This is a genomic window from Mucilaginibacter sp. P2_D11, from assembly GCF_056404435.1.
In genome coordinates this window covers 1-19,941 of the sequence record NZ_JBFUEA010000014.1, presented here as the reverse complement: position 1 = coordinate 19,941, position 19,941 = coordinate 1, and the positions used below count along the sequence as shown (strand labels likewise).

At 44.5% G+C, this 19,941-nt stretch carries 25 protein-coding genes and 1 pseudogene; 11 read left to right on the top strand and 15 right to left on the bottom strand.

Going from position 1 to position 19,941, the window contains the following annotated elements; translation table 11 throughout:
* Positions 1–28: 28 nt before the first annotated feature.
* Positions 29–421 (top strand): energy transducer TonB, encoded by a 393-nt coding sequence (locus AC1DXC_RS20655; RefSeq protein ID WP_477461079.1) that lies wholly within the window; start codon positions 29–31, stop codon positions 419–421.
* A gap of 129 nt (positions 422–550) precedes the next feature.
* Here AC1DXC_RS20655 and AC1DXC_RS20650 read toward each other — a convergent pair whose 3' ends face one another.
* The 3 genes from AC1DXC_RS20650 to AC1DXC_RS20640 form a co-directional block, all read right to left on the bottom strand.
* Positions 551–1,153: a hypothetical protein gene (locus AC1DXC_RS20650; RefSeq protein ID WP_477461078.1), complete on the bottom strand. Its 603-nt coding sequence runs from the start codon at positions 1,151–1,153 to the stop codon at positions 551–553.
* Positions 1,154–1,207: 54 nt separating this feature from the next.
* Positions 1,208–1,735: a hypothetical protein gene (locus AC1DXC_RS20645; RefSeq protein ID WP_477461077.1), complete on the bottom strand. Its 528-nt coding sequence runs from the start codon at positions 1,733–1,735 to the stop codon at positions 1,208–1,210.
* Between the two features lie 67 nt (positions 1,736–1,802).
* On the bottom strand, positions 1,803–2,345 hold the full coding sequence (locus AC1DXC_RS20640) for a hypothetical protein (RefSeq protein ID WP_477461076.1): 543 nt from the start codon (positions 2,343–2,345) through the stop codon (positions 1,803–1,805).
* 243 nt (positions 2,346–2,588) lie between these two features.
* Here AC1DXC_RS20640 and mqnC point away from each other — a divergent pair, with 243 nt between their 5' ends.
* From mqnC to AC1DXC_RS20615, 5 genes are all read left to right on the top strand, one after another.
* Positions 2,589–3,713 carry a cyclic dehypoxanthinyl futalosine synthase gene (mqnC, locus tag AC1DXC_RS20635; RefSeq protein ID WP_477461075.1) on the top strand — a complete coding sequence of 375 codons (1,125 nt, stop codon included), beginning with the start codon at positions 2,589–2,591 and terminating at the stop codon, positions 3,711–3,713.
* Between the two features lie 227 nt (positions 3,714–3,940).
* Positions 3,941–4,180 (top strand): hypothetical protein, encoded by a 240-nt coding sequence (locus AC1DXC_RS20630; RefSeq protein ID WP_477461074.1) that lies wholly within the window; start codon positions 3,941–3,943, stop codon positions 4,178–4,180.
* Positions 4,181–4,382: 202 nt separating this feature from the next.
* Complete coding sequence (gene scpB, locus AC1DXC_RS20625) at positions 4,383–4,943, top strand: SMC-Scp complex subunit ScpB (RefSeq protein WP_477461073.1); 561 nt, start codon at positions 4,383–4,385, stop codon at positions 4,941–4,943.
* A gap of 135 nt (positions 4,944–5,078) precedes the next feature.
* Positions 5,079–5,267 (top strand): hypothetical protein, encoded by a 189-nt coding sequence (locus AC1DXC_RS20620; RefSeq protein WP_477461072.1) that lies wholly within the window; start codon positions 5,079–5,081, stop codon positions 5,265–5,267.
* A gap of 79 nt (positions 5,268–5,346) precedes the next feature.
* Positions 5,347–6,465 carry a GNAT family N-acetyltransferase gene (locus AC1DXC_RS20615; protein ID WP_477461071.1) on the top strand — a complete coding sequence of 373 codons (1,119 nt, stop codon included), beginning with the start codon at positions 5,347–5,349 and terminating at the stop codon, positions 6,463–6,465.
* Between the two features lie 32 nt (positions 6,466–6,497).
* On the opposite strand, the gene AC1DXC_RS20610 is transcribed toward AC1DXC_RS20615, so the two are convergent.
* Positions 6,498–6,839, bottom strand: coding sequence for a helix-turn-helix domain-containing protein (locus tag AC1DXC_RS20610; protein WP_477461070.1), 342 nt, complete (start codon positions 6,837–6,839; stop codon positions 6,498–6,500).
* A 273-nt stretch (positions 6,840–7,112) separates the two neighbouring features.
* A complete protein-coding gene (locus AC1DXC_RS20605) occupies positions 7,113–7,967 on the bottom strand; it encodes a universal stress protein (protein ID WP_477461069.1) in 855 nt (284 codons plus the stop codon).
* Positions 7,968–8,149: 182 nt separating this feature from the next.
* Here AC1DXC_RS20605 and AC1DXC_RS20600 point away from each other — a divergent pair, with 182 nt between their 5' ends.
* The gene (locus AC1DXC_RS20600; RefSeq protein ID WP_477461068.1) at positions 8,150–8,557 is read left to right on the top strand and encodes an Rrf2 family transcriptional regulator; all 408 of its coding nucleotides are present in this window, start codon (positions 8,150–8,152) and stop codon (positions 8,555–8,557) included.
* Between the two features lie 54 nt (positions 8,558–8,611).
* Positions 8,612–9,250, top strand: coding sequence for an NAD(P)-dependent oxidoreductase (locus AC1DXC_RS20595; RefSeq protein WP_477461067.1), 639 nt, complete (start codon positions 8,612–8,614; stop codon positions 9,248–9,250).
* On the opposite strand, the gene AC1DXC_RS20590 is transcribed toward AC1DXC_RS20595, so the two are convergent.
* The 9 genes from AC1DXC_RS20590 to mce all read right to left on the bottom strand — a co-directional run bounded on the left by AC1DXC_RS20590 (position 9,247) and on the right by mce (position 17,349).
* Complete coding sequence (locus tag AC1DXC_RS20590) at positions 9,247–9,585, bottom strand: hypothetical protein (protein WP_477461066.1); 339 nt, start codon at positions 9,583–9,585, stop codon at positions 9,247–9,249. The genes AC1DXC_RS20595 and AC1DXC_RS20590 overlap by 4 nt on opposite strands.
* Positions 9,586–9,733: 148 nt before the next feature.
* Positions 9,734–10,570: a 50S ribosomal protein L11 methyltransferase gene (prmA, locus tag AC1DXC_RS20585; RefSeq protein WP_477461065.1), complete on the bottom strand. Its 837-nt coding sequence runs from the start codon at positions 10,568–10,570 to the stop codon at positions 9,734–9,736.
* 86 nt (positions 10,571–10,656) lie between these two features.
* Positions 10,657–11,421: a triose-phosphate isomerase gene (tpiA, locus tag AC1DXC_RS20580; protein WP_477461064.1), complete on the bottom strand. Its 765-nt coding sequence runs from the start codon at positions 11,419–11,421 to the stop codon at positions 10,657–10,659.
* A gap of 98 nt (positions 11,422–11,519) precedes the next feature.
* Positions 11,520–12,704, bottom strand: coding sequence for a GlmU family protein (locus tag AC1DXC_RS20575; RefSeq protein WP_477461063.1), 1,185 nt, complete (start codon positions 12,702–12,704; stop codon positions 11,520–11,522).
* 64 nt (positions 12,705–12,768) lie between these two features.
* Complete coding sequence (locus tag AC1DXC_RS20570) at positions 12,769–13,017, bottom strand: type B 50S ribosomal protein L31 (protein WP_133236702.1); 249 nt, start codon at positions 13,015–13,017, stop codon at positions 12,769–12,771.
* Between the two features lie 121 nt (positions 13,018–13,138).
* Positions 13,139–14,515 (bottom strand): right-handed parallel beta-helix repeat-containing protein, encoded by a 1,377-nt coding sequence (locus AC1DXC_RS20565; protein WP_477461062.1) that lies wholly within the window; start codon positions 14,513–14,515, stop codon positions 13,139–13,141.
* 288 nt (positions 14,516–14,803) lie between these two features.
* Positions 14,804–16,165, bottom strand: a complete 1,362-nt coding sequence (locus AC1DXC_RS20560) for a right-handed parallel beta-helix repeat-containing protein (protein ID WP_477461061.1) — start codon at positions 16,163–16,165, stop codon at positions 14,804–14,806.
* Positions 16,166–16,499: 334 nt separating this feature from the next.
* On the bottom strand, positions 16,500–16,880 hold the full coding sequence (locus tag AC1DXC_RS20555; protein WP_477461060.1) for a hypothetical protein: 381 nt from the start codon (positions 16,878–16,880) through the stop codon (positions 16,500–16,502).
* Between the two features lie 34 nt (positions 16,881–16,914).
* A complete protein-coding gene (gene mce, locus AC1DXC_RS20550; protein WP_477461059.1) occupies positions 16,915–17,349 on the bottom strand; it encodes a methylmalonyl-CoA epimerase in 435 nt (144 codons plus the stop codon).
* 100 nt (positions 17,350–17,449) lie between these two features.
* Here mce and AC1DXC_RS20545 point away from each other — a divergent pair, with 100 nt between their 5' ends.
* The 3 genes from AC1DXC_RS20545 (at position 17,450) to AC1DXC_RS20535 (ending at position 19,653) form a co-directional block, all read left to right on the top strand.
* Entirely contained in the window at positions 17,450–18,661 is a 1,212-nt protein-coding gene (locus tag AC1DXC_RS20545) for an IscS subfamily cysteine desulfurase (protein WP_477461058.1), read from the top strand.
* A gap of 163 nt (positions 18,662–18,824) precedes the next feature.
* The gene (gene iscU / locus AC1DXC_RS20540; RefSeq protein ID WP_128533183.1) at positions 18,825–19,238 is read left to right on the top strand and encodes a Fe-S cluster assembly scaffold IscU; all 414 of its coding nucleotides are present in this window, start codon (positions 18,825–18,827) and stop codon (positions 19,236–19,238) included.
* A gap of 88 nt (positions 19,239–19,326) precedes the next feature.
* Positions 19,327–19,653 carry a HesB/IscA family protein gene (locus AC1DXC_RS20535; protein WP_067059244.1) on the top strand — a complete coding sequence of 109 codons (327 nt, stop codon included), beginning with the start codon at positions 19,327–19,329 and terminating at the stop codon, positions 19,651–19,653.
* Positions 19,654–19,725: 72 nt separating this feature from the next.
* Here the strand turns inward: AC1DXC_RS20535 and AC1DXC_RS20530 are convergent.
* Positions 19,726–19,941 (bottom strand): annotated as a pseudogene (locus AC1DXC_RS20530) (IS4 family transposase); the annotation flags it as partial.

Genomic DNA, 19,941 nt, shown 5'->3' with positions numbered 1-19,941 from the left:
TTGCTATAATTATTTTTAATTTAAACCCATGAAATTTTTATTGTTCCTCGTCCTGGCGTTCGGCACTGTTACTGCCCACTGCCAAACAACCGACACCACCGTTTACGCTTTCGATTCATTGGCTACAAAGCCTGAATTTAAGGGCGGCATAACTAAGTTTACCAGGGCTTTAGACAGAACCTTCCACTATCCGCCCTACTCGCGTATTCATAATATACAGGGAACCCTCACTGCTTCTTTTATCATCGAAAAAGATGGCAGTATAAGTGATGTAATTATTACGAAGGGCGTGTACGAAGATATAGACCAGGAATTTATACGGATAATGAAGAATTCGCCTAAGTGGAAACCCGGAACAGTTAACGGGCAGGCGGTAAGGACACGATATGTCGGTTTTTCGTTCAGGCTGGCTTTGGGTTAGCTTTTGTTTTATCTTCATAACTAATCCACAGACCTTCAAACTGCAGAATACACTCCGTTCCCCGGATTTTTCTGCTTCAGGTAGTTGAACATGTATTCGCCAAAAAAGGGGCGGCCAAGAAAAACACAACTAATTGATTACCGTCTTTCTCCTGATGGAAAAGAAGATCATTAACATAAATACGATTAAGGATGGCCATAGCCTTACAGCATCTATATTAAGAAACTGTTCTATAGGTAAATACCTGGGTTCGGTATCAATGTGCGAAACGTTACCGCATATAAAACATGGCGTTTTTGTTTCTTTTATAGGCTTGGGCATCATATAATACACCTTATTTGTATAAGGAATAAACCTCATATTAGCTTTGAACCCTACATCCATCAGATTAATAAAATCCTGGTAGTTGGCATCATCTGTTAAAGTAACGGTTACTCCTGAATCATATTTATTTCTCCTGACAAGTTCATTGCATAATACCATTAACTTAGATAAAGTGGCCTTATTTTCTTTTTCGTTACCAGTTATTAAAAGGTTTGTGCTGCGTACTTCAAATTTTTTTGCGTCAAATTTCGCCCAGGCAAAATATTTATCATCGGCAAAGGCCACATCCATCCCCCTTCTTTTTGTGAGATTACTCTGGTAAACAAAATACCCATAGCACATCAACGGTAAAAGTATCAGGCTGATAAGCCCGGGAAAATAAAATCTGATAAATGGTTTCTGTTTCATGCCCGGTTCATTCAAATTTACATATAAACGGATTAATATGATTTCGATTCGCTTTTAAACAGTAGAATATCCTCCTGTCCGTTCTCCTGCTTTTTTCTGCTCCAGGAATTTGAACAGGTATTCGCCGAAATCCTTTTTAATCATCTTGTCCGTAATATCTTCATGAAGCGATGAGCGCACCTCCAGCCGGTTCATTTCTTCGTTTATTCGTAATACGAACAACTGGTTTTGGGTAACTACGGTGTTCTTGCGGGTATCCAGGCCGGTCATCACAAAATCTGCGTATGATAGGCGCACGTTCATCACGAGTTCATAATCGCTGATGAGGTTGGTTTCGTATATCTCGAAGAACGTGGCAGAACCTTTCCTTACCAGGGTTACTTGTCCTATCGCTTTCTGGTACCAGCTTATGTCGAGGGGGTAATCGGCAATGGCCGTTTTCTCGAACAGGTAAATATAATATTCGTCGAAGTAATCTTTACCGTACCTCTGGCTGCCGGGATTATACGATTCTGAAGGCTGGCTTGGCGTAGCTATATGTACGATGCCCCTTATGATTAATGCAATAAGGCGTATGATCATATGAAATTGTGATATGTTGTGTAGGGTAAAAGGCCCAGGTCAACCAAATATAAATATAAATACGCTGTTAATCAACGCGTTTTTTGTATTTCTTCAAGGGAATTAAGCCAACTATGCCAAAATTACTTTTGTTTACATCGCCGAAGGCGGAATTGCTGAGCGCTATGTTATAGCCATATACAAACTTGAATCCCTCTATCCCAAAGCCAATCTCGGGCCTGAACCTTAATGAGCCACTATTGAAATTAGTATAATAAAGCAGGTTTACGCCCATTGCTACGCCACTCGCACCACCCGCAAACCAGCCGCCTATTTTAGGAGCCATCACGAATTTATGCACGGGCCGTACCTCCACCGAAACAAAGTAGGCCGAGCTAGCGGGATGAGGGCCAAATGCCCCAAAAGTGTTTTTGGCTATGCCTATTTCCAGGTAGTTGTATTTGTTGAAGTTGTAGCCCGCCAATAGTGAGAGGAATTTGATTTGATGGCTTTTATAGTACAGCCTGTCGTGTTTAACGGTATCCGGTTTGCGGCCAACTGTATCAGTTTGTGAAAAGGCGAAATTGCCGGTAAAGATCAAAAGGATTGTGACGATAAGGTTTTTGGTCATATGCTAAGATAATCATTTTAAATTAATCCGCATTCCATGTCCTTTAGTTAAGGAAAAGCCGTAAAGTTAATTTCACGCAAAGGCGCGAAGGCGCAAAGATTTTTAAGCTTTTTACTTTGCGACCTTAGCGGCTTTGCGTGATGAAAAATCTTAACTCAATGATATTGAATCTGCATTGTCAACCCAATACCACCTTTATGCTTTTAGCTTTCCGCTTTCCGCTCGCGCTATGTATATTTGTACATGAATACAGCCGATCTGTTGCAGCGCGCTTTAGCTTTCGATTTTTTGAGCCTGGAGGAAGGCGTTTACCTTTACAACAACGCCTCCACCGCCGATTTGATGTACACCGCTAACGAGCTGCGCAAGATACAGGTGCCCCATGGCAAAGTTACCTGGCAGATAGACCGTAACGTAAATACCACCAACGTTTGCATTGCCAACTGCAAGTTCTGTAACTTTTTCCGCCGCCCCGGTCACGATGACGCCTATATCACCGACATTGAGACTTACAAAAAGAAGATAGAAGAAACCTTCCGTTACGGCGGCGACCAGCTTTTACTGCAAGGCGGCCACCACCCGGACCTCGGCCTTCAATTTTATACCGATTTGTTTCGCGAACTGAAACAGCTTTACCCCAAGCTGAAACTGCACTCTTTAGGCCCGCCGGAGATTGCCCACGTAGCCAAACTGGAAGGCATGAGCCATTACGATGTGCTGAAGGCGATGAAAGAATCGGGCCTGGATTCGTTGCCCGGCGCAGGTGCCGAGATATTGAACGACCGCGTGCGTCGCCTTATATCTAAAGGCAAGTGCGGTGGTAAAGAATGGCTGGATGTAATGCGTGCCGCCCACCAGCTTAACCTGCCAAGCTCGGCCACCATGATGTTCGGCCATATAGAAACGATAGAAGAGCGCTTTGAGCATTTGGTTTGGATACGCGAGGTGCAAGCCGAAAAGCCCAAAGGCCATCATGGTTTCGTTGCATTTATCCCATGGCCGTTCCAGGATGATGGCACCCTGCTGCGTAAAGTACGCGGCATCACCAACAACGTAACCGGCGATGAATACATCCGCATGATTGCCCTCAGCCGTATTATGCTGCCCAATATCAAAAATATACAGGCCAGCTGGTTAACGGTTGGCAAGCAAGTTGCCCAGCTTTGCCTGCACGCCGGCGCCAACGATTTCGGCTCCATCATGATAGAAGAAAACGTAGTTTCCGCCGCAGGCGCACCGCACCGCTTCACCGCAAAAGGCATACAGGATTCTATCAAAGAAGCCGGTTTCGAACCACAGTTGCGCACCCAGAAATACGATTGGCGCGATGTACCGGTAGAGATTGAAGAGCAGGTGATAGATTATTAAGGCGAAGCCCCCCGGCCCCCTAAAGGGGGAGCTTTTGATTAGCATTGGGGCAAATGAGCTCATTCACCACCACGTCGTTGCGAGGAACGAAACAATCTCTACATAGGCAGAGCCATTTGCAAATCCGCCCTGCTTATCGGGAGATTGCTTCGTTCCTCGCAAAGACGCGCGTAGAAGTAGCATGGCGTGCCTGAAAACAAATCCCGCCCCTTTCCTGTTAACCTAACATGAAAAGTCACATCCTCAGCATCACCAAAGACGACGAAACTTTCCAGTTCGAGATAAACGATTATCCTCATTATGAGCATCATGCCTGCAAGTTCGACGTGTTTCAAAATGGCGTGTTCGTTGCCGGTTTCAACCCGGACGACAATCACATACTGCAAATTTGCAAAGACAGCGGCCTGGTAGATCCCCTGATTTTAGACCTCGTAGCCCAAGAAATAGAGGCACATCAGTGGGTTTAGTTTTGAATATCGAACACCGAATGCTGAATATCGAATGATGAAGTAAAAGACTTCATCATTCGGCGTTCGAAATTCATTATTCGATATTATTTCATTTTTGCTTTCTGACTTCCCGTCTTTCGGACTTTCTTACTTTCCCTCTTCCTAACTTTTTCTTACTTTCGGACTTCCCCACTTTCGGGCTTTCGGACTTAAAAATTACATGGAAGATATCGCGCAGTACATCGAAGCACTCATTTTCGCGTCTGAACAGGGCATCCGTATGGAAGAAATTTTATACTGCCTGCAAGCTGCTTTCGAGCACGATTTTAATGCCGAAGAGATAAACGGCCACATCGACGTTATCCGTGCCAAATATGGCGAGAGCCAGTATGCTATCGAAGTAGTGAAAATAAACAACGGCTACCAGTTCCTTACCAAAAAACAATACCACCCGGTTATAAGTCTGTTGCAACTGCAGCGTTCTAAAAAGAAACTGAGCCAGGCCGCCTTGGAAACCCTTGCCATTATTGCCTACAAGCAGCCCGTTACCAAGCTGGATGTGGAACAAATACGCGGCGTAAACTGCGATTATTCGATACAAAAACTGCTGGAAAAGGAGTTAATTGCCATCACCGGCAAAGCCGAAAGTGTTGGAAAACCTATCTTATATGGCACCAGCAGCCTTTTCATGGACTATTTTGGCATTAACAGCATAACCGAACTACCACAGCTAAAGGAATTTACAGAGAGCAGCAGCACTATTGGCGAGGCCGCAGAATAAATTCAAAAGATATTTTTATTGAAAATGATTTTAGTTATTTTTACTGTTACTAACGGCTGATTAACCAGCACAAACCTTTACATTAAAAACAATTAGGTTAACCGAATAAGTTTTAACAAATAAACATTTATTAAAATGGCAACTCCAAAAAAACCTGTCACTAAGAAAGCCGCCGATGACGAGGATGATGACTTTGATGACGATGTGAAACCCGGCAAAAAGGTAGCAGATGACGACGATGATTTCGATGAAAACGTACCCCTCGACGATGACCTGGGCAGATTTGAATCTTTTGACCCTTATGACGACGAAGACGACGACTAATGCAGGTTTTTAAAACATATGCAAAGCACCCAGTGGCCCACTGGGTGCTTTTTTTGTAAAAGGGCCGTTTGCTATACCGATGAAATTAACCGAAGTTACCAGCAAGGCCGATAAAAAAGCGTTCCTGGATGTAGCGCGCATTATTTATGAAAACGATAACAACTGGGTTTGCCCGCTCGATAATGATATCGAAGCCGTTTTCGAGCCGGCGAAAAACAACTTCCACACGCATGGGCAGGCAACGCGCTGGATATTAAGGGATAATACGGGCACCTTAATTGGCCGTGTAGCGGCGTTCATCAACCAAAAGAAAGCCTACAATTATGAACAGCCAACCGGCGGCATGGGTTTTTTTGAATGCGTAAACGATAAGCAGGCCGCCTTCCTGCTATTCGATACCGCCAAAGCCTGGCTGCAGGCCAAAGGCATGCAGGCAATGGATGGCCCAATCAACTTTGGCGAGAACGATAACTTTTGGGGATTACTGGTAGAGGGTTTTACGCCGCCGTCCTATGGCATGAACTATCACCTGCCCTATTACCGCGCTTTTTTTGAAGCGTATGGCTTTGTTACCCAATACGAGCAGATTACTAACCACCTGGATGTACGTAAGCCATTTTCGGAACGGTTTACCAAAATTGCCAACTGGGTGATCAAGAAACCGGGCTATAGTTTCAAACACCTTAAAGTATCGGAAATTGATAGCTTCGCAGCCGATTTTTTAGAGATATACAACGATGGCTGGCAGGATTTCGAAAACTTTGTGCCGATAAATCAGGCTACCATCATCGAAAGCTTCGGCAAGATGAAAGCGATAATGGACGAAAAACTGATATGGTTCGCCTATGTAAACAATGAGCCGGCATCGTTCATTGTAATATTGCCCGATGCCAACCAAATGATAAAGCCGCTTAATGGCAAACTTAACTTATTGGGCAAACTGATATTTGTTTATCGCCGCTGGCGGGGCGTATCGCGTATGCGGGCCATTGTAATGGGCACCAAGCAAAAGTACCAGAACCATGGTTTGGAGTCGGCATTGTTTATCAAACTGAAAGAATATGTGTTGCCTCTGAAGCAATACGACGAACTGGAGCTCTCCTGGGTGGGCGATTTTAATGAGAAAATGCTAGCCATCCATGCGGCTGTAGGCGCCACATTTGGCAAAAGGCATCTAACAATGCGTTGCAAGTTTTAAGCCCGGAACGAGGGTCCCGGGCTTTATAATATTTAAGCAGTAACCTTTTTGTGCCTTAATTCTTCAAAAAGCTCAATTACTTTCTTCTGTAAATCAATCACTTCAGTTTCGCGGTCCATCAGTTTTTTGTTTACGCTCTCCAGCTCTGATGCAATTTTCTGGTCTTGCTCGGTTTCGTTATAAGTAAGCAAAGCCACTACCGACATCTCGAACAAGGCAGCAATCTGCTCTAAACGCGAAAGGTTGATATCGGTAATTCCGGTTTCAATTTTAGAAAATGCGGGGATAGAAATATCTAATCGCTTAGCTACTTCTTCCTGGCTCCAGCCTTTTTGGTGGCGCAACAACCGGATTTTTTTTCCAAGAGTCTTCATATATGGTTAATTAGGATAAGGGTTTCTCAATAGTTAATAAAGTTACAAAAAATTTGAATAATAAACTAATTACTAATATTATTTATAATAATTATTTATTAACTCGTTTAAATTAATTTGGGGTTGCAACACGCTTTCTACAAGCAACGGGCACAGTATATTTTTATACATGGACTGCACCTGTAAAACCATTATTTAAGCTGTTAAATGTATGCAATTCTATGCACTTTTTCAAATCGGCAAGGCAAAATTGTAACATATAGTACAATGAATTTACTTTAACAACAATACCGGCACGGATGAGCTGGTGGCCAGTTGCTTGGAAATACTATCATGTAGGATAGATTGCAGGAAACTGTAGGTGTGCGGCAGCGCAATAACCATCTGGGCATTGTGCTCAGCGGCAAAATCGAGCACGCCGCGTATCACCTCCGGATGATAGATATAATGATATTCGGGCTTTAGCTCTTTAAGCATGGCGTGCAGCGCTGTTTCTTCGGCCATTTGTTCCGGGTTGGCGTAGGCGTGTTTGCCTTTGGGATCTACGTTAACCACCAGCAGCTTTACAGGATACTTGGTCAGCAATTTATGCAATGCCTCTGTCGGCACATTTTCTTTTACACGTTTAAAATCGCAAGCTACAACCGCCTTATCTATAGGCTGGTAACGATAATCGGGTTGCACTACTATTACAGGCACCGGGCAAGCCTTGGATATTTTGATTACATGGCTGCCAATCCCCACATTATTCTCGCGCACGGTGCTGTTGCCAATACTACCTAAAATTACCAGGTCGGCTTGCTCCTCGGCCACCGTATCCACCACGGCGCGCAGCAAATGCGTGCGGTTTAAGCGGGTAATTATGGTAACGCCGTCACGCACTTCGCCTTGCAGGTGTTGTTTTAAATTATCAAGCCCTTTGAGGCGGTCGGCGGAGTTCTCTTCAATTTCCTCTTCGCGCAGCATCACCATGTTGGGGTCGGGCAGCAAGGTTTCATAGGACGAAATATAGTAGGCGTTCATCAAAATGATGCGCGTTACGTCGGTTTGTTTGCTTAGATGAGCGGCAAAATCAGCGGCGTTGAAAGCGGCTTCGGAGAAGTCAATAGGAACAAGGTAAGTTTTCATATCGGTATAATTAATAGTTCCCGGCCATTTTTGGCCTAAATTAAATACTATACAAATTCGATAATGCTCCAGGCTGCATTGTCAGGCCCTGTTCATTTTTTATATTGGCTACGCTAAAGATATTGATTTATTAGGAAACATATTTACATTTGTAATGTAATAAAAATTATTACATATTAAAAATGAACGGACGGTTCCCCATAGCACTACACATCATGACCTTGCTTTGCAGCGCAGATGGCGATGTGTTATCGTCTGAATACATGGCTGGCAGCATCAATGTAAACGCCGTGTTGGTGCGTAAGGAGCTTAGCAGCCTCATCAAACACAAACTGGTGAGCAGCCAGGCCGGTAAAAACGGCGGCTACGCTTTGGCACGCCCTGCAGCACAGATTACCCTTGCCCAGATATACGATACCGTAAAGCCCGAGGCTATTTTGGGCCAGGCTAAAAACCAGCCCAATCCTGCCTGCCACATCGGTAAACAGATAAACCAGCACATTAATGATTTATATGTAGATGTGGATAAAGCATTGATGCAAAAGCTTGGCGACACGGATTTAAAGGTATTCGTGGCAAAATTCAACTAAAAAAATTTGAACAAAACTGTAACATATTTAATTACAATTAAACAAACAAAAACAATGAAAGTAGCAATAGTAGGCGCAACGGGCTTTGTAGGCAGCGCAGTAGTAGCAGAAGCAATAGCACGCGGGTACCAGGTTACCGCCATAGTACGCGATAGCTCGAAAGTGGAAAAAGCAGCTGCCGTAACGGCTGTATCGGCAGATGTTTATGATGCAGATGCCCTGGCTTCGGTATTATCAGGCCACGATGCCGTTATCAACACCTTCAACGCCGGCTGGACTAACCCCAACCTGTACAACGATTTTATAAAGGGTTGCGATAGCATACAAACCGCCACCAAAAAAGCAGGTGTTAAACGTTACCTTACCGTTGGCGGCGCAGGCAGCTTATACATTGGCGAGCACCAGTTGGTAGATTCTCCGCAGTTCCCGAAAGAGTATTATGCCGGTGCTTCTGCCGCCCGCGATTACCTCACTGCCCTGCGCAAAGAAGAAGAATTGGATTGGACCTTTCTGAGCCCGGCCATCAACCTGCACCCAGGCGAGCGCACCGGAACCTTCCGCCTTGGTACCGAGAACCCGGTGTTTGATGAGCATGGCAAAAATGATATTTCGGTAGCAGACCTGGCCGTCGCCATTTTTGATGAATTGGAAAATAACCGGTTTGTGAAGAACAGGTTTACCCTGGGCTACTAACGCTTTTGGAAAATCGATAGAATTGATTTCCAAATCCCAACCTTCTGAGGGCGCGGTTCTGTCTGCGCCCTAATTTGCTTTTCGGCCATTTGGTACAATTGCGTTATAACTTCGTCGTCGCCGCAATTGCTTTTTAATTTCTTCAACAATTTGGCTTTATAATTTGCAGATCCTAACCCTTCATTTACAAGGGAAATATCCTGAACCATATCTGTAATCAAAGCCCAGTCATTTCCATTGATTGCCCTCTTTTCATCCTTAGTACCTATTAGGGCCAACCCGTCGGCATCGCCACCAAATCGCTGATATATTCTTATTTGTTGTATAGATATCATGCTTGAGCGTACTATTTATATATGATTACTATGGCAGTAAAAAGTAGACGCATTTTCCATGGATGAAATCGAAAAAACCGACCTTTTTTTGGTCTATTTTGATAAAAACACGGAAATTTTCGCAGGTAATTTTGGCCATTTTACGCTATTAGCTCACAAATTTTGCGGCCACCCAGTCTTTATCTTTTTTGTGGATGATGTACTTTAGTCCGTACTTACGGGCCTCATCGGTGATGATATCCAGGTCAGGCGATTCGTAAAAACCGCTGAAGTATATCTCGCCGCCAGGCTTCAATGCCCGGTCGTAAGTAGCCATCTGATCCAGCAGGATATTGCGGTTGATATTGGCCAGAATGGTATCGTATTGCTCATTGGGAATAACCTCTTTTGAACCGCATAGGGCGACAATATTATCGATATTATTGAGTGCCGAATTTTCGATAGTACTTTCATAACAAACTATATCATAGTCAATTGCGGTTAATTCAGCCGCGCCTAATTTAGATGCCAGGATAGCCAAAATACCTGTGCCGCAGCCCATATCTAGCACCTTTTTCCCTGCGAAATCGTTCTCCAACATCAGCTGCATCATCATGGCGGTGGTTTGGTGGTGGCCCGTGCCAAAAGCCATCTTTGGGTCGATAACGATTTCGTACTTAAACTCGGGTTTCGGCTGATGGAAAGTTGCCCGCACGAATACCTGTCCACTCACCTCTATTGGTTCGAAATTGCTTTCCCAAACCTCGTTCCAGTTCTTCTGCGGGATGAGGGTAATATCGTAGCTGAAAGTAAACATTTCCCGATAAGCAGCCAGCTGATTATCAAGAACTTCCTGATTAAAATCATCCACCGGAATGTAGGCTTTAAAGCCCAAATCTACTTCCTCAAAAGTATCGAAACCTATTTCGCCCAGGGCGCCTATCAGCAAATCTTGCTGGTAATCTTCGGTGGTTATAGTGGTAAAAAGGAGTTCGTAGTAGTCCATAGAAGTAGATTTGAGTATTGAGATGTGAGATGTGAGATCAGGACTGGATTCGGTCTCAAATCTCACATCTAATATCTCATATCTAATTAGTTAAACGCTTTTACGATATCGGTAAAGTCGCGCGATTTCAGGGAAGCACCGCCGATAAGGCCACCGTCGATATCTGCACAGGCAAATAGTTCGGCTGCGTTTTTTGCGTTGCAGCTGCCGCCGTATAATATGGTAGTAGCATCGGCCACTTCCTGGCTGTATTTAGCTGCAAGCTCTGCGCGTATAAATGCGTGTATCTCTTGTGCCTGGGCAGAAGTTGCGGTTACGCCCGTGCCTATGGCCCAAACCGGCTCGTAAGCTAAAACGATAGTACCAAAGGCTTCTGCATCTAAATGGAAAACGCCTTCGGCCAATTGGCTTTTGATGATATCGAAATGGGTGTTAGCTTCGCGCTCGGCCAAAGTTTCGCCGATGCAAAAGATGGGTATTAAGCCATTCTTCAAAGCCGAATCGGTTTTTTTGGCGAGCAATTCGTTGCTCTCGCCAAAGTACTGGCGGCGCTCCGAGTGGCCCAGGATAACATACGCTGCACCTGTAGATTTTACCTGCTTTGCAGATATTTCGCCGGTGTAAGCGCCGGCATCTGCCTGGTGGGCGTTCTGCGCGCCTATAGCTACGTTAGTATAGCCGTTTGCCAAAGCTGCCAGGCTGTGTAAATGAATGTAAGGGCTGCATACCACCACCTGCTGGTTGCCGGTTGCCTCATCCTTAACCATGTTTACCACTTCAGAAAACAAGGCCAGGCCTTCACTGTAATCAAGGTTCATTTTCCAGTTTCCGGCTACAATTTTCTTTCTCATTGTTGTATTTTATTATGATTTTGTTTTGATTATTATGGTTACACCGATTAAATGCAAGCAGGCCATACATCGCCTAAGCTGTTTAATCAATTACTCTTTTAAAACTCCCTGTAAGGTTTTGTCAACTCGAAAACCTCCGTTAAAATAGCTTGCTCCGCTTCATCAAAGATGCGGTGTTCCCGGCGGGCAAATACGCGTGCCGTGGTTTCCATCATCTTATCGTAAGCGTATTCTTCAAAGCCATTTGCACCGCCCCAGCTAAAATCCGGTATGTACTTTGGCGGGTAGCCCGCATCAAAAACGTTGGCATTAACGCCCACTACCGTGCCGGTATTAAACATGGTGTTGATACCGCTTTTGGCATGGTCGGCCATAATCAGTCCGCAAAACTGAAGGCCTGTATCGCGGTAAGTTTGGCTGGTATAATCCCAAAGCTTTACTTCCGAGTAGTTATTTTTGAGGTTGGAGTTGTTGGTATCGGCTCCCAGGTTGCACCACTCGCCTATTACGGCGTTGCCCAGGTAGCCCTCGTGGCCCTTGTTAGAGTAGCCCCAAACCACGGCGTTATTAACCTCTCCGCCGATGCGGCAATACGGGCCAATCGTTGTAGCTCCATATATCTTGGTACCCATTTTAATCTGCGAATGCTCGCCTATAGCAAAAGGGCCACGTATGTTGGTACCCTCCCAAATTTCGGAATTGGCAGATAAATAAATTGGGCCGTTGAGTGTGCTAAAGGTGCAACATTCGGCGGATGCGCCTTCTTCCGCAAAAAAAGCATCACCTATGATGGTATTTGTACTGCTGATGGCGGCGCTGGCGCGGCCATCGGTAAGCAGGGCAAAATCTTTGCGAAGCTCGGCATCGTTCTTTTTGAATATATGCTCGGGGAACACGATGCGGGTCACATCTCTGTCGTATTTCAGCGCCGCAGGCCAGTAAATCTCCGGCGAGAAGCTTTTGGCTTCGGCTATGTTGAGGCGTACGGCAAGCAATATATCATCAAGCGCAATAGCCTCCCCTGTCTGTAATTCGCTTATGATGGCCACCAGTTCCGCATCGGGGCATACCGAGCCATTGATGAACAAATTATCGCCATCAGTAACCATCGGAAACTTGCCCTGCAGGTATGTTTCGGTATGGAAGGAATAATCCTGATGCAGGTATTTGCCCCATTTTTCGGCAATGGTAAGGATACCTATGCGCAGATCGGCAACCGGGCGGGTGAATGTTAAGGGCAGCAACGTATTGCGGGCCTTATCGTCGAAGAGAATGATTGCCATGGGCCAAAAATAAAAAAAGTCCCCCGCTATGCGGGGAACTTGTAAATATTTTATTAAAAAACACTTATTTTTTGTTGTAACGGCTGCGGAACTTGTCTATACGTCCGGCAGTGTCAACTAACTTCATCTTACCTGTGTAGAACGGGTGCGAAGTGTGGGAAATTTCTAATTTAATCAGCGGATACTCATTGCCATCTTCCCATTTTACGGTTTCGCGGCTGTCGATGCATGATTTGGTTATGAAAGAATAGTCGTTAGACATGTCTTTGAAAACAACTAACCTATAGTTTGATGGATGCAGATCTTTTTTCATTGCTATTAATACTTCTTATAAAAGAGGTGCAAATGTAACGAATTAATTTAAAACTTGAAAGCCTATTTTAAAAAGTTTTTAACAGCTGTGGATAGATAGTATTTGGCTACTAATGTTTGCCCTAATACTCTGTAGCCCCAATATCAACAGAACCGGAGGTTGGGCGTACTTTGCCATAATAGTCTACACTTACCCCATATTGTAACACAATCATTCCTTTGTTGATAACCGGCGACCTCGAAGTTAAATGAAAATCATCCGCACCAAAACTTTTAAACTTCACCAGGCTTACGCTGCTGGTGATATAATTGTTAGAGGCAGTTAGTTTTACATTAGTATTCATCCGGTTTATGGCGTTGCCTGCTATGGGCAAAACAAAAAGGTTATTAATAACCGTATTCATCGGGATGCTTTCGGAGTTCAGCCTGATACCATACACCCCCGGATTAATGATGGTATTGCTGATAAATTCAAAATGCGGCCCGGGAGTGTATCGCGAATCTGCAAATATGCCATGGGCCCCGGTATTAATAATAATGTTATCGTAAACCACATTATCGCCAAGCCCCAAAACAATAATGCCATTTCCGGGCGCGTTTTTAACAAGGTTGCGGTAGCATGTACCGCCGGTACCTTCTCCTATTTGTATGCCGTTGTTTTGCCCGCTGGCAAAAGGCGATAACCCGGGTGATGTTACCGTATTCTGATAGACCTCGCAGTTTAAGGTGGCGCTGCCAACCTGTATGCCTTCACAACCGGTAGAATCTGTAAGATTATTAAATACCTTCAGGTTCAGCACATCATGCGGCAGAACCGTACCGCAGGCAAGCTGCCTCCCCTGGGCGTAAAAAGAATTGCCAATGTATAAACCTTCTCCACCTGTTTTATGCACGTAATTATCGTGAATTGATACATTGTCCATTGTAAAATGCCCACGCCAGGTAACCTCATCGCAAGATGGGTCGGTTTTAGCCATAATACCGGCAAAGCCACTGTTTCGTACCTCAACGTTGGCAATCTCAAAGTCCGAGCTCAGATTGTCCATCGTCATGCCAATATTACCGCCGTTTACATCAAAGCCATACTTAACGTTAGGGTCGCCATTGCCAAGCACCTTAAAATAGCGGCAATTTTGCGTTTTAAAACCGTAAGAAGCAGTTATATCGGTAGAAAAAGTTACTCGCCCCCCTTCATTTACAACTATAATTGGGCTGGTTATCGTTCCGGTTAAATTTTTGAGTAGCAGGGCGCCTCGCGTTCCGGCAGGGATACTGATTATGGTGCCGGGAGGAATGTTGGCACCGTCTACAAACCATTCGCCGGGTTGCACCGTGTAAGTACCATTAATAACGATACCCTGCTGCACAACAGCCGTTAAATTCCTTGCTTTGGGAGCACCGGTTTTTTCAATAAGGTTGGCTTTTTTTGTACACATGGTAAAAAATGGTACGATCAATGCGGCCACCATCAGGCGCACAATGCGGTGTTTAATCTTCATTTGCAGTATTAAGTAGAGGTAAAAAAACTGAATAGCTATTACAACTAATAGCTCTAACACCGTTTTATACGGTAGCATTTGCAAAATGGTTTGCTCTTTTTTCGTGCGTGTTAAAAAAACGCGCCGGTAGCAAGGCCAGAAAAAAATAAATTTTAGCTAAGGTTGAATTTGCACACAAAAGGGATAGCAGATTCAAAAGCTAACCGGCTTTTGGGAATGCGGCAGGGATGGCATAACAGGCTCAGAAGTGGTCAGGCCTGCGGTAACTACGGCGCAGTAAAAATCTTTTTATTGATACTCGGTTGCGCCAATATCAACAGCATTGGCAAAGGGCCGCGTATTGCCAAAAAAATCGACGCTTATACCAAACAACAACACGTCTGCTCCTGCATTTATCAGTGGCGATGTAGACTGCAGGTGGTAATCGCCGGCGCTGTAATCCACAAACTTGCAGTCGTTTATATTTTTGCCGGTATAATTATTTAACGAGGTAAGTTTAACAAGCTTGCTTACCCTATTGATGGATGTACCCGCGCCGGTTATAATGATCACGTTATTAATAACGGTATTCATGGGAATAGTTTCAGAATTCAACTTGATGCCATCCTTCCCCGGCGAAATAATAGTGTTATTGATAAACTGGAAATATGGACCCGGGGTGTACCTCGAATCCGCAAAAATGCCGTGAGCACCCGCGTTAATGATGATGTTATTAAATAACAGGTTATCGCCCAACCCCAATACAATAATGCCGTTGCCCGGCGCATTTTTTACCAGGTTGTTATAACACTTGCCACCGGTGCCCTCTCCTATTTGTATACCGTTATCCTGCCCTGCGGCAAAAGGCTTTAAGCCTGGCCACCTAACCGTATTGTTATATATCTCGGCCCCAACTGTTGCGCTTCCAACCTGTATGCCTTCGCAGCCGGTAGAATCAACAATATTGTTGTACACCTTAACGTTGGTTACATTATGTGGCAAAACCCTGCCACAGGCAAGCAAAACCCCATTTGCATAAAAGGAATTACCTACATAAAAACCTTCGCCACCTGTGCCGTGTACATAATTATCGTGTAGAAGTACATTGCTCATAGTGAAGTGGCTGCGCTGTGTTGCTGCATCGCAGGTTGGGTCGGTTTTTGCCATAATGCCGGCAAATGCGCTATTGCGCACTTCCACATTGGATATCTCAAAATCCGAGCTGAGGCCATCCATCGTCATGCCGATGTTGCCGCCATTAACTACAAACCCATATTTGGTAGAAGGGTCGCCATTGCCTGTTACCTTAAAATATTGGCAGTTTTGTGTTTTAAAGGTGTAAGAAGCGGTAGCAGGTTCAGTAAAAGTTACCCTGCCACCTTTATTTACAATAACAATTGGGTTTGCTGCAGTTCCTTTTAAATTTTTGAGCAACAGTGCGCCTCGTGTGCCAGCGGGAATACAGATGGTTGACCCTGCGGGTATAGTGGCACCATCCACAAACCATTCAGAAGGTTTAACGGTATAGGTGCAGGCAACAACGGTTTCATCGGGCTTACCCCATACCCGGGCAGTCTTACCCGGCGTAACACCCCCCGTTTCTTTCTTATAAACCCTTTTGGCACACGTCATTAATAATGATACCGCCAATACAACCGCAACTACGCGCATTATATAATGTTTGATTCCCATTCGTAAAAACTTGGGTAGGCTGCAAATAATTGGATGTACAAAATACATTAATAGCTATAATCCGAATGTTCTATTTCTGCAACGCTGCTATAATACGTTTTGTTGAGGGGAATGTTATTTACTAAGATTTTTATAGCATTGAACGTTATGCTGATAATGGCAATCCCTTCGGGCCACGCTATACGCTCATACTGCACGAGCCTTAGCCACGATGGCCTGTATCCGCTGCTATCGCTATTGCGGGATGAACAGCTGATTTAATTATTTAATGGCCTTATATGGCAGGGTTCGATTATTAAGCGACCGTTCCCGGTCAAAATTCTCGGATAAATTTCAATCCACGAATGTTATGCGCGGTATATAAACTCCGCCCCGAACCCTCGACCGATACCGGAACATCATGAAAATAGGTGCCGGTAACGAGTTCATTTTTCATCGTCCAAAGAGTCTCTAACACAAACGAATAAGCTTTATTTAGTCTAATCACCTCGCCATTGGCCTCATCGTCTTTGGATGATAATATTTTATAAACCTGGTTGTTTTTGTCTTTAGCATAAATGAAATAGACCGTTTTAACTGAATCTATTTTATAAACCGTATAACCGTCATACTGAGCTAAATTAGCGGTATAATTATTCTTTGTAACAGAACATGCGACAAACACAATCGAAATTAACACTAAGAGATGTTTCATAATAAATATCTGTTGTGGTCATTTAAAGAAGATTTCAAACTTCTGCTCCTCCTTCAGGGGGCTCGGGGGCTCGGGCCTCCTGGCAAAGTTCCACCAACACTCCACCCGCACTCTTCGGATGTACAAAACAAACCAGCTTATTATCAGCCCCTTTTTTTGGCACATCGTTCAGCAATACAAAACCCGCGGCTTTCAAGCGGGCAATCTCGGCTTCTATATCAGGCACATCAAAGGCTATGTGGTGTATCCCTTCGCCTTTCTTCTCCAGAAATTTGGCTATAGGGCTGTCGGCGGAGGTTGCTTCCAGCAGTTCTATTTTATTGGGCCCGCTTTGCAAAAAGGCGGTATTTACCCCTTCTGATGGCACTTCTTCGGTTTTGTAGACAACGGTATTCAGCAACAGCTCGTATATACTTTTGGCTGCCTGCATATCTTTTACCGCTATGCCGATGTGCTCTATCTTGTTCATGTCCAAATATTGTAAATTATTGGCACCAAAATGCAATTTACAGGGCATGCAAAGTATTAAAGTAAAAGTTTGCCTATATTTGTATTGTTAATTATTGACCATGAACATCCCAATTTATTTAGATAACAACGCTACCACGCCAATGGACCCCCGGGTGCTGGAAGCCATGCTGCCCTACTTTACCCAAAAATTTGGCAATGCGGCAAGCCGTAACCATCCTTTTGGCTGGGTTGCAGAGGAAGGCGTTGATTACGCACGCGAGCAGGTAGCCAAGCTGATAGGCGCTTCAGAAAAAGAAATCATCTTCACTTCGGGCGCAACCGAATCAGACAACCTGGCTATCAAAGGCGTGTTTGAAATGTACAAAGAGAAAGGCAACCACATCATTACTGCGGTTACCGAGCATAAAGCGATACTGGATGCCTGCAAGCACGTTGAAAAGCTTGGCGGCAGGGTTACTTACCTTCCGGTTAAAGAAGACGGCCTGGTAGATCTTGAAGTATTAGAAGCTGCCATGACCAAAGAAACCATTTTGGTATCTATCATGTATGGTAACAACGAGATTGGTGTCATACAGCCCGTTAAAGAAATTGCAGCAATTGCCCACAAATACGGTGCGCTGTTTATGACAGATGCTACCCAAGCAGTTGGTAAAATACCGGTAGACGTAAATGCCGATGGCATCGACCTGCTGGCTTTATCGGCACATAAAATGTACGGCCCCAAAGGCGTTGGCGCATTATACGTACGCCGTAAAGGACCAAGGGTTAAAGTTACCGCCCAGATGGACGGTGGTGGTCACGAGCGTGGTATGCGTTCCGGCACACTTAATGTACCGGGTATTGTTGGTTTAGGTAAAGCTTGCGAGATTGCCGGCCAGGAAATGGAAAGCGAAGCGATCCGTTTATCTGCCCTGCGCGATAAACTGGAAAGCGCCTTAACCGTGCTGGAAGAAAGCTACGTAAACGGCAACATTGAGCACCGTTTACCACATGTAGCCAACATCTCGTTTAAATACGTAGAAGGCGAAGGCTTGATGATGGCGATGAAAGACCTTGCAGTATCTTCTGGTTCTGCCTGTACTTCGGCCTCGTTAGAGCCATCATACGTGCTGAAAAGCCTTGGCTTGTCGGATGATTTGGCGCACTCTTCTATCCGTTTCGGCCTTGGCCGTTTCACTACCGAAGAAGAAGTTGATTACGCAGTTGAAGTAACCAAAACAGCGGTTACCAACCTGCGTAACATGTCGCCGCTTTGGGAGATGTTTAAAGAGGGTATCGACCTGGACTCGATTGAGTGGGCAGAACACTAATTAGATGTGCAGATTTCAAATTTGCAGATATGCAGATGAAGAATGCGCGGATATTTAGAATTTGAGGTTTAGATTTTAGGGTTTAAACTTTTAGGATTTAGAAATTAGAGTTTAGGATTTACCGGACTCAGAACTTATAACTTACGACTTAATATTTAAGGATATGGCTTATTCAGATAAAGTTATCGACCATTACACTAACCCCCGCAACGTGGGTACGCTTGATAAAAGCAGCCACAAAGTGGGTACCGGCTTAGTTGGTGCGCCCGAGTGCGGCGACGTAATGCGTTTACAAATACAGGTTGATGAAAACAACATCATCACCGATGCAAAATTCAAAACATTTGGCTGTGGTTCGGCTATTGCTTCTTCATCTTTAGCTACCGAGTGGCTTAAAGGCAAAAGCGTAGATGATGCCATGAAGATAGACAATATGGATATCGTAGAAGAGCTTGCCCTTCCACCGGTTAAAATCCACTGCTCTGTTTTGGCAGAAGATGCGATTAAAGCAGCCATTAACGATTTCCGCGTGAAAAACGGAATGGAGCCAATAGTGCTCGAAAAATCACATCACTAATTAGATGCAAGACATTGAGAACCAGGAAGCAAGACGATTTGTGTTTTTCTTCTTGATTCTTGACTCTTAAAATCTTGATTCTACTACTATGGTTACTGTAACAGATAAAGCAAAAGCTAAAATAGACAACCTGATGCAGGATAGCGGGCTCGATGCCTCTTACTTCCTGCGCGTGTCTGTACAAGGTGGTGGCTGCTCGGGGTTATCATACAACCTCGATTTTGATAACGAGGAAAAAAAGGGCGATCAGTTCTTCGAAGACCGCGGCGTGCGTTTTGCGCTGGATATGAAATCATTCCTGTACCTTGCCGGTACCGAGCTTGATTTCAGCGACGGTTTAAACGGCAAAGGCTTCAACTTCCACAACCCTAATGCAACACGCACCTGCGGTTGCGGCGAAAGTTTCTCGGTATAAAGCAACACCACGATAATATTTGAAAAGGCTCCGTTTTACGCACGAATGGTCGGAAGAAATTCCGGCCATTTTTTATGTTTTAAAAAAGAGGCCTGGATCACCGCCGCATTGTATAACGATCAGAGCGATTGCCAAGTCTCTGACTTCCATAGCAAATCGTCTTTTGGAAGTTTTATAGCCCTGTTTATTCCCTTTTTTGTAGATCAACACCAGCATACTGGTTATCAATGTCATATATAACATAACCTGCAGTCCATTTTGATTAAGGGAAACCAGGTGAGATACGTT

What these genes read in the sequence shown, in the direction of transcription:
- AC1DXC_RS20595 (WP_477461067.1), top strand. Translation starts at nt 8,612, where the DNA reads ATGAAAGTAGCAATAGTAGGCGCAACGGGCTTTGTAGGCAGCGCAGTA.
- AC1DXC_RS20655 (WP_477461079.1), top strand. Translation starts at nt 29, where the DNA reads ATGAAATTTTTATTGTTCCTCGTCCTGGCGTTCGGCACTGTTACTGCC.
- AC1DXC_RS20610 (WP_477461070.1), bottom strand. Translation starts at nt 6,839, where the DNA reads ATGAAGACTCTTGGAAAAAAAATCCGGTTGTTGCGCCACCAAAAAGGC.
- AC1DXC_RS20600 (WP_477461068.1), top strand. Translation starts at nt 8,150, where the DNA reads ATGAACGGACGGTTCCCCATAGCACTACACATCATGACCTTGCTTTGC.
- AC1DXC_RS20620 (WP_477461072.1), top strand. Translation starts at nt 5,079, where the DNA reads ATGGCAACTCCAAAAAAACCTGTCACTAAGAAAGCCGCCGATGACGAG.
- scpB (WP_477461073.1), top strand. Translation starts at nt 4,383, where the DNA reads ATGGAAGATATCGCGCAGTACATCGAAGCACTCATTTTCGCGTCTGAA.
- AC1DXC_RS20555 (WP_477461060.1), bottom strand. Translation starts at nt 16,880, where the DNA reads ATGAAACATCTCTTAGTGTTAATTTCGATTGTGTTTGTCGCATGTTCT.
- AC1DXC_RS20565 (WP_477461062.1), bottom strand. Translation starts at nt 14,515, where the DNA reads ATGAAGATTAAACACCGCATTGTGCGCCTGATGGTGGCCGCATTGATC.
- AC1DXC_RS20640 (WP_477461076.1), bottom strand. Translation starts at nt 2,345, where the DNA reads ATGACCAAAAACCTTATCGTCACAATCCTTTTGATCTTTACCGGCAAT.
- AC1DXC_RS20645 (WP_477461077.1), bottom strand. Translation starts at nt 1,735, where the DNA reads ATGATCATACGCCTTATTGCATTAATCATAAGGGGCATCGTACATATA.
- mce (WP_477461059.1), bottom strand. Translation starts at nt 17,349, where the DNA reads ATGAACAAGATAGAGCACATCGGCATAGCGGTAAAAGATATGCAGGCA.
- AC1DXC_RS20650 (WP_477461078.1), bottom strand. Translation starts at nt 1,153, where the DNA reads ATGAAACAGAAACCATTTATCAGATTTTATTTTCCCGGGCTTATCAGC.
- AC1DXC_RS20570 (WP_133236702.1), bottom strand. Translation starts at nt 13,017, where the DNA reads ATGAAAAAAGATCTGCATCCATCAAACTATAGGTTAGTTGTTTTCAAA.
- tpiA (WP_477461064.1), bottom strand. Translation starts at nt 11,421, where the DNA reads ATGAGAAAGAAAATTGTAGCCGGAAACTGGAAAATGAACCTTGATTAC.
- AC1DXC_RS20615 (WP_477461071.1), top strand. Translation starts at nt 5,347, where the DNA reads ATGAAATTAACCGAAGTTACCAGCAAGGCCGATAAAAAAGCGTTCCTG.
- mqnC (WP_477461075.1), top strand. Translation starts at nt 2,589, where the DNA reads ATGAATACAGCCGATCTGTTGCAGCGCGCTTTAGCTTTCGATTTTTTG.
- iscU (WP_128533183.1), top strand. Translation starts at nt 18,825, where the DNA reads ATGGCTTATTCAGATAAAGTTATCGACCATTACACTAACCCCCGCAAC.
- AC1DXC_RS20560 (WP_477461061.1), bottom strand. Translation starts at nt 16,165, where the DNA reads ATGCGCGTAGTTGCGGTTGTATTGGCGGTATCATTATTAATGACGTGT.
- AC1DXC_RS20535 (WP_067059244.1), top strand. Translation starts at nt 19,327, where the DNA reads ATGGTTACTGTAACAGATAAAGCAAAAGCTAAAATAGACAACCTGATG.
- prmA (WP_477461065.1), bottom strand. Translation starts at nt 10,570, where the DNA reads ATGGACTACTACGAACTCCTTTTTACCACTATAACCACCGAAGATTAC.
- AC1DXC_RS20575 (WP_477461063.1), bottom strand. Translation starts at nt 12,704, where the DNA reads ATGGCAATCATTCTCTTCGACGATAAGGCCCGCAATACGTTGCTGCCC.
- AC1DXC_RS20605 (WP_477461069.1), bottom strand. Translation starts at nt 7,967, where the DNA reads ATGAAAACTTACCTTGTTCCTATTGACTTCTCCGAAGCCGCTTTCAAC.
- AC1DXC_RS20630 (WP_477461074.1), top strand. Translation starts at nt 3,941, where the DNA reads ATGAAAAGTCACATCCTCAGCATCACCAAAGACGACGAAACTTTCCAG.
- AC1DXC_RS20590 (WP_477461066.1), bottom strand. Translation starts at nt 9,585, where the DNA reads ATGATATCTATACAACAAATAAGAATATATCAGCGATTTGGTGGCGAT.
- AC1DXC_RS20545 (WP_477461058.1), top strand. Translation starts at nt 17,450, where the DNA reads ATGAACATCCCAATTTATTTAGATAACAACGCTACCACGCCAATGGAC.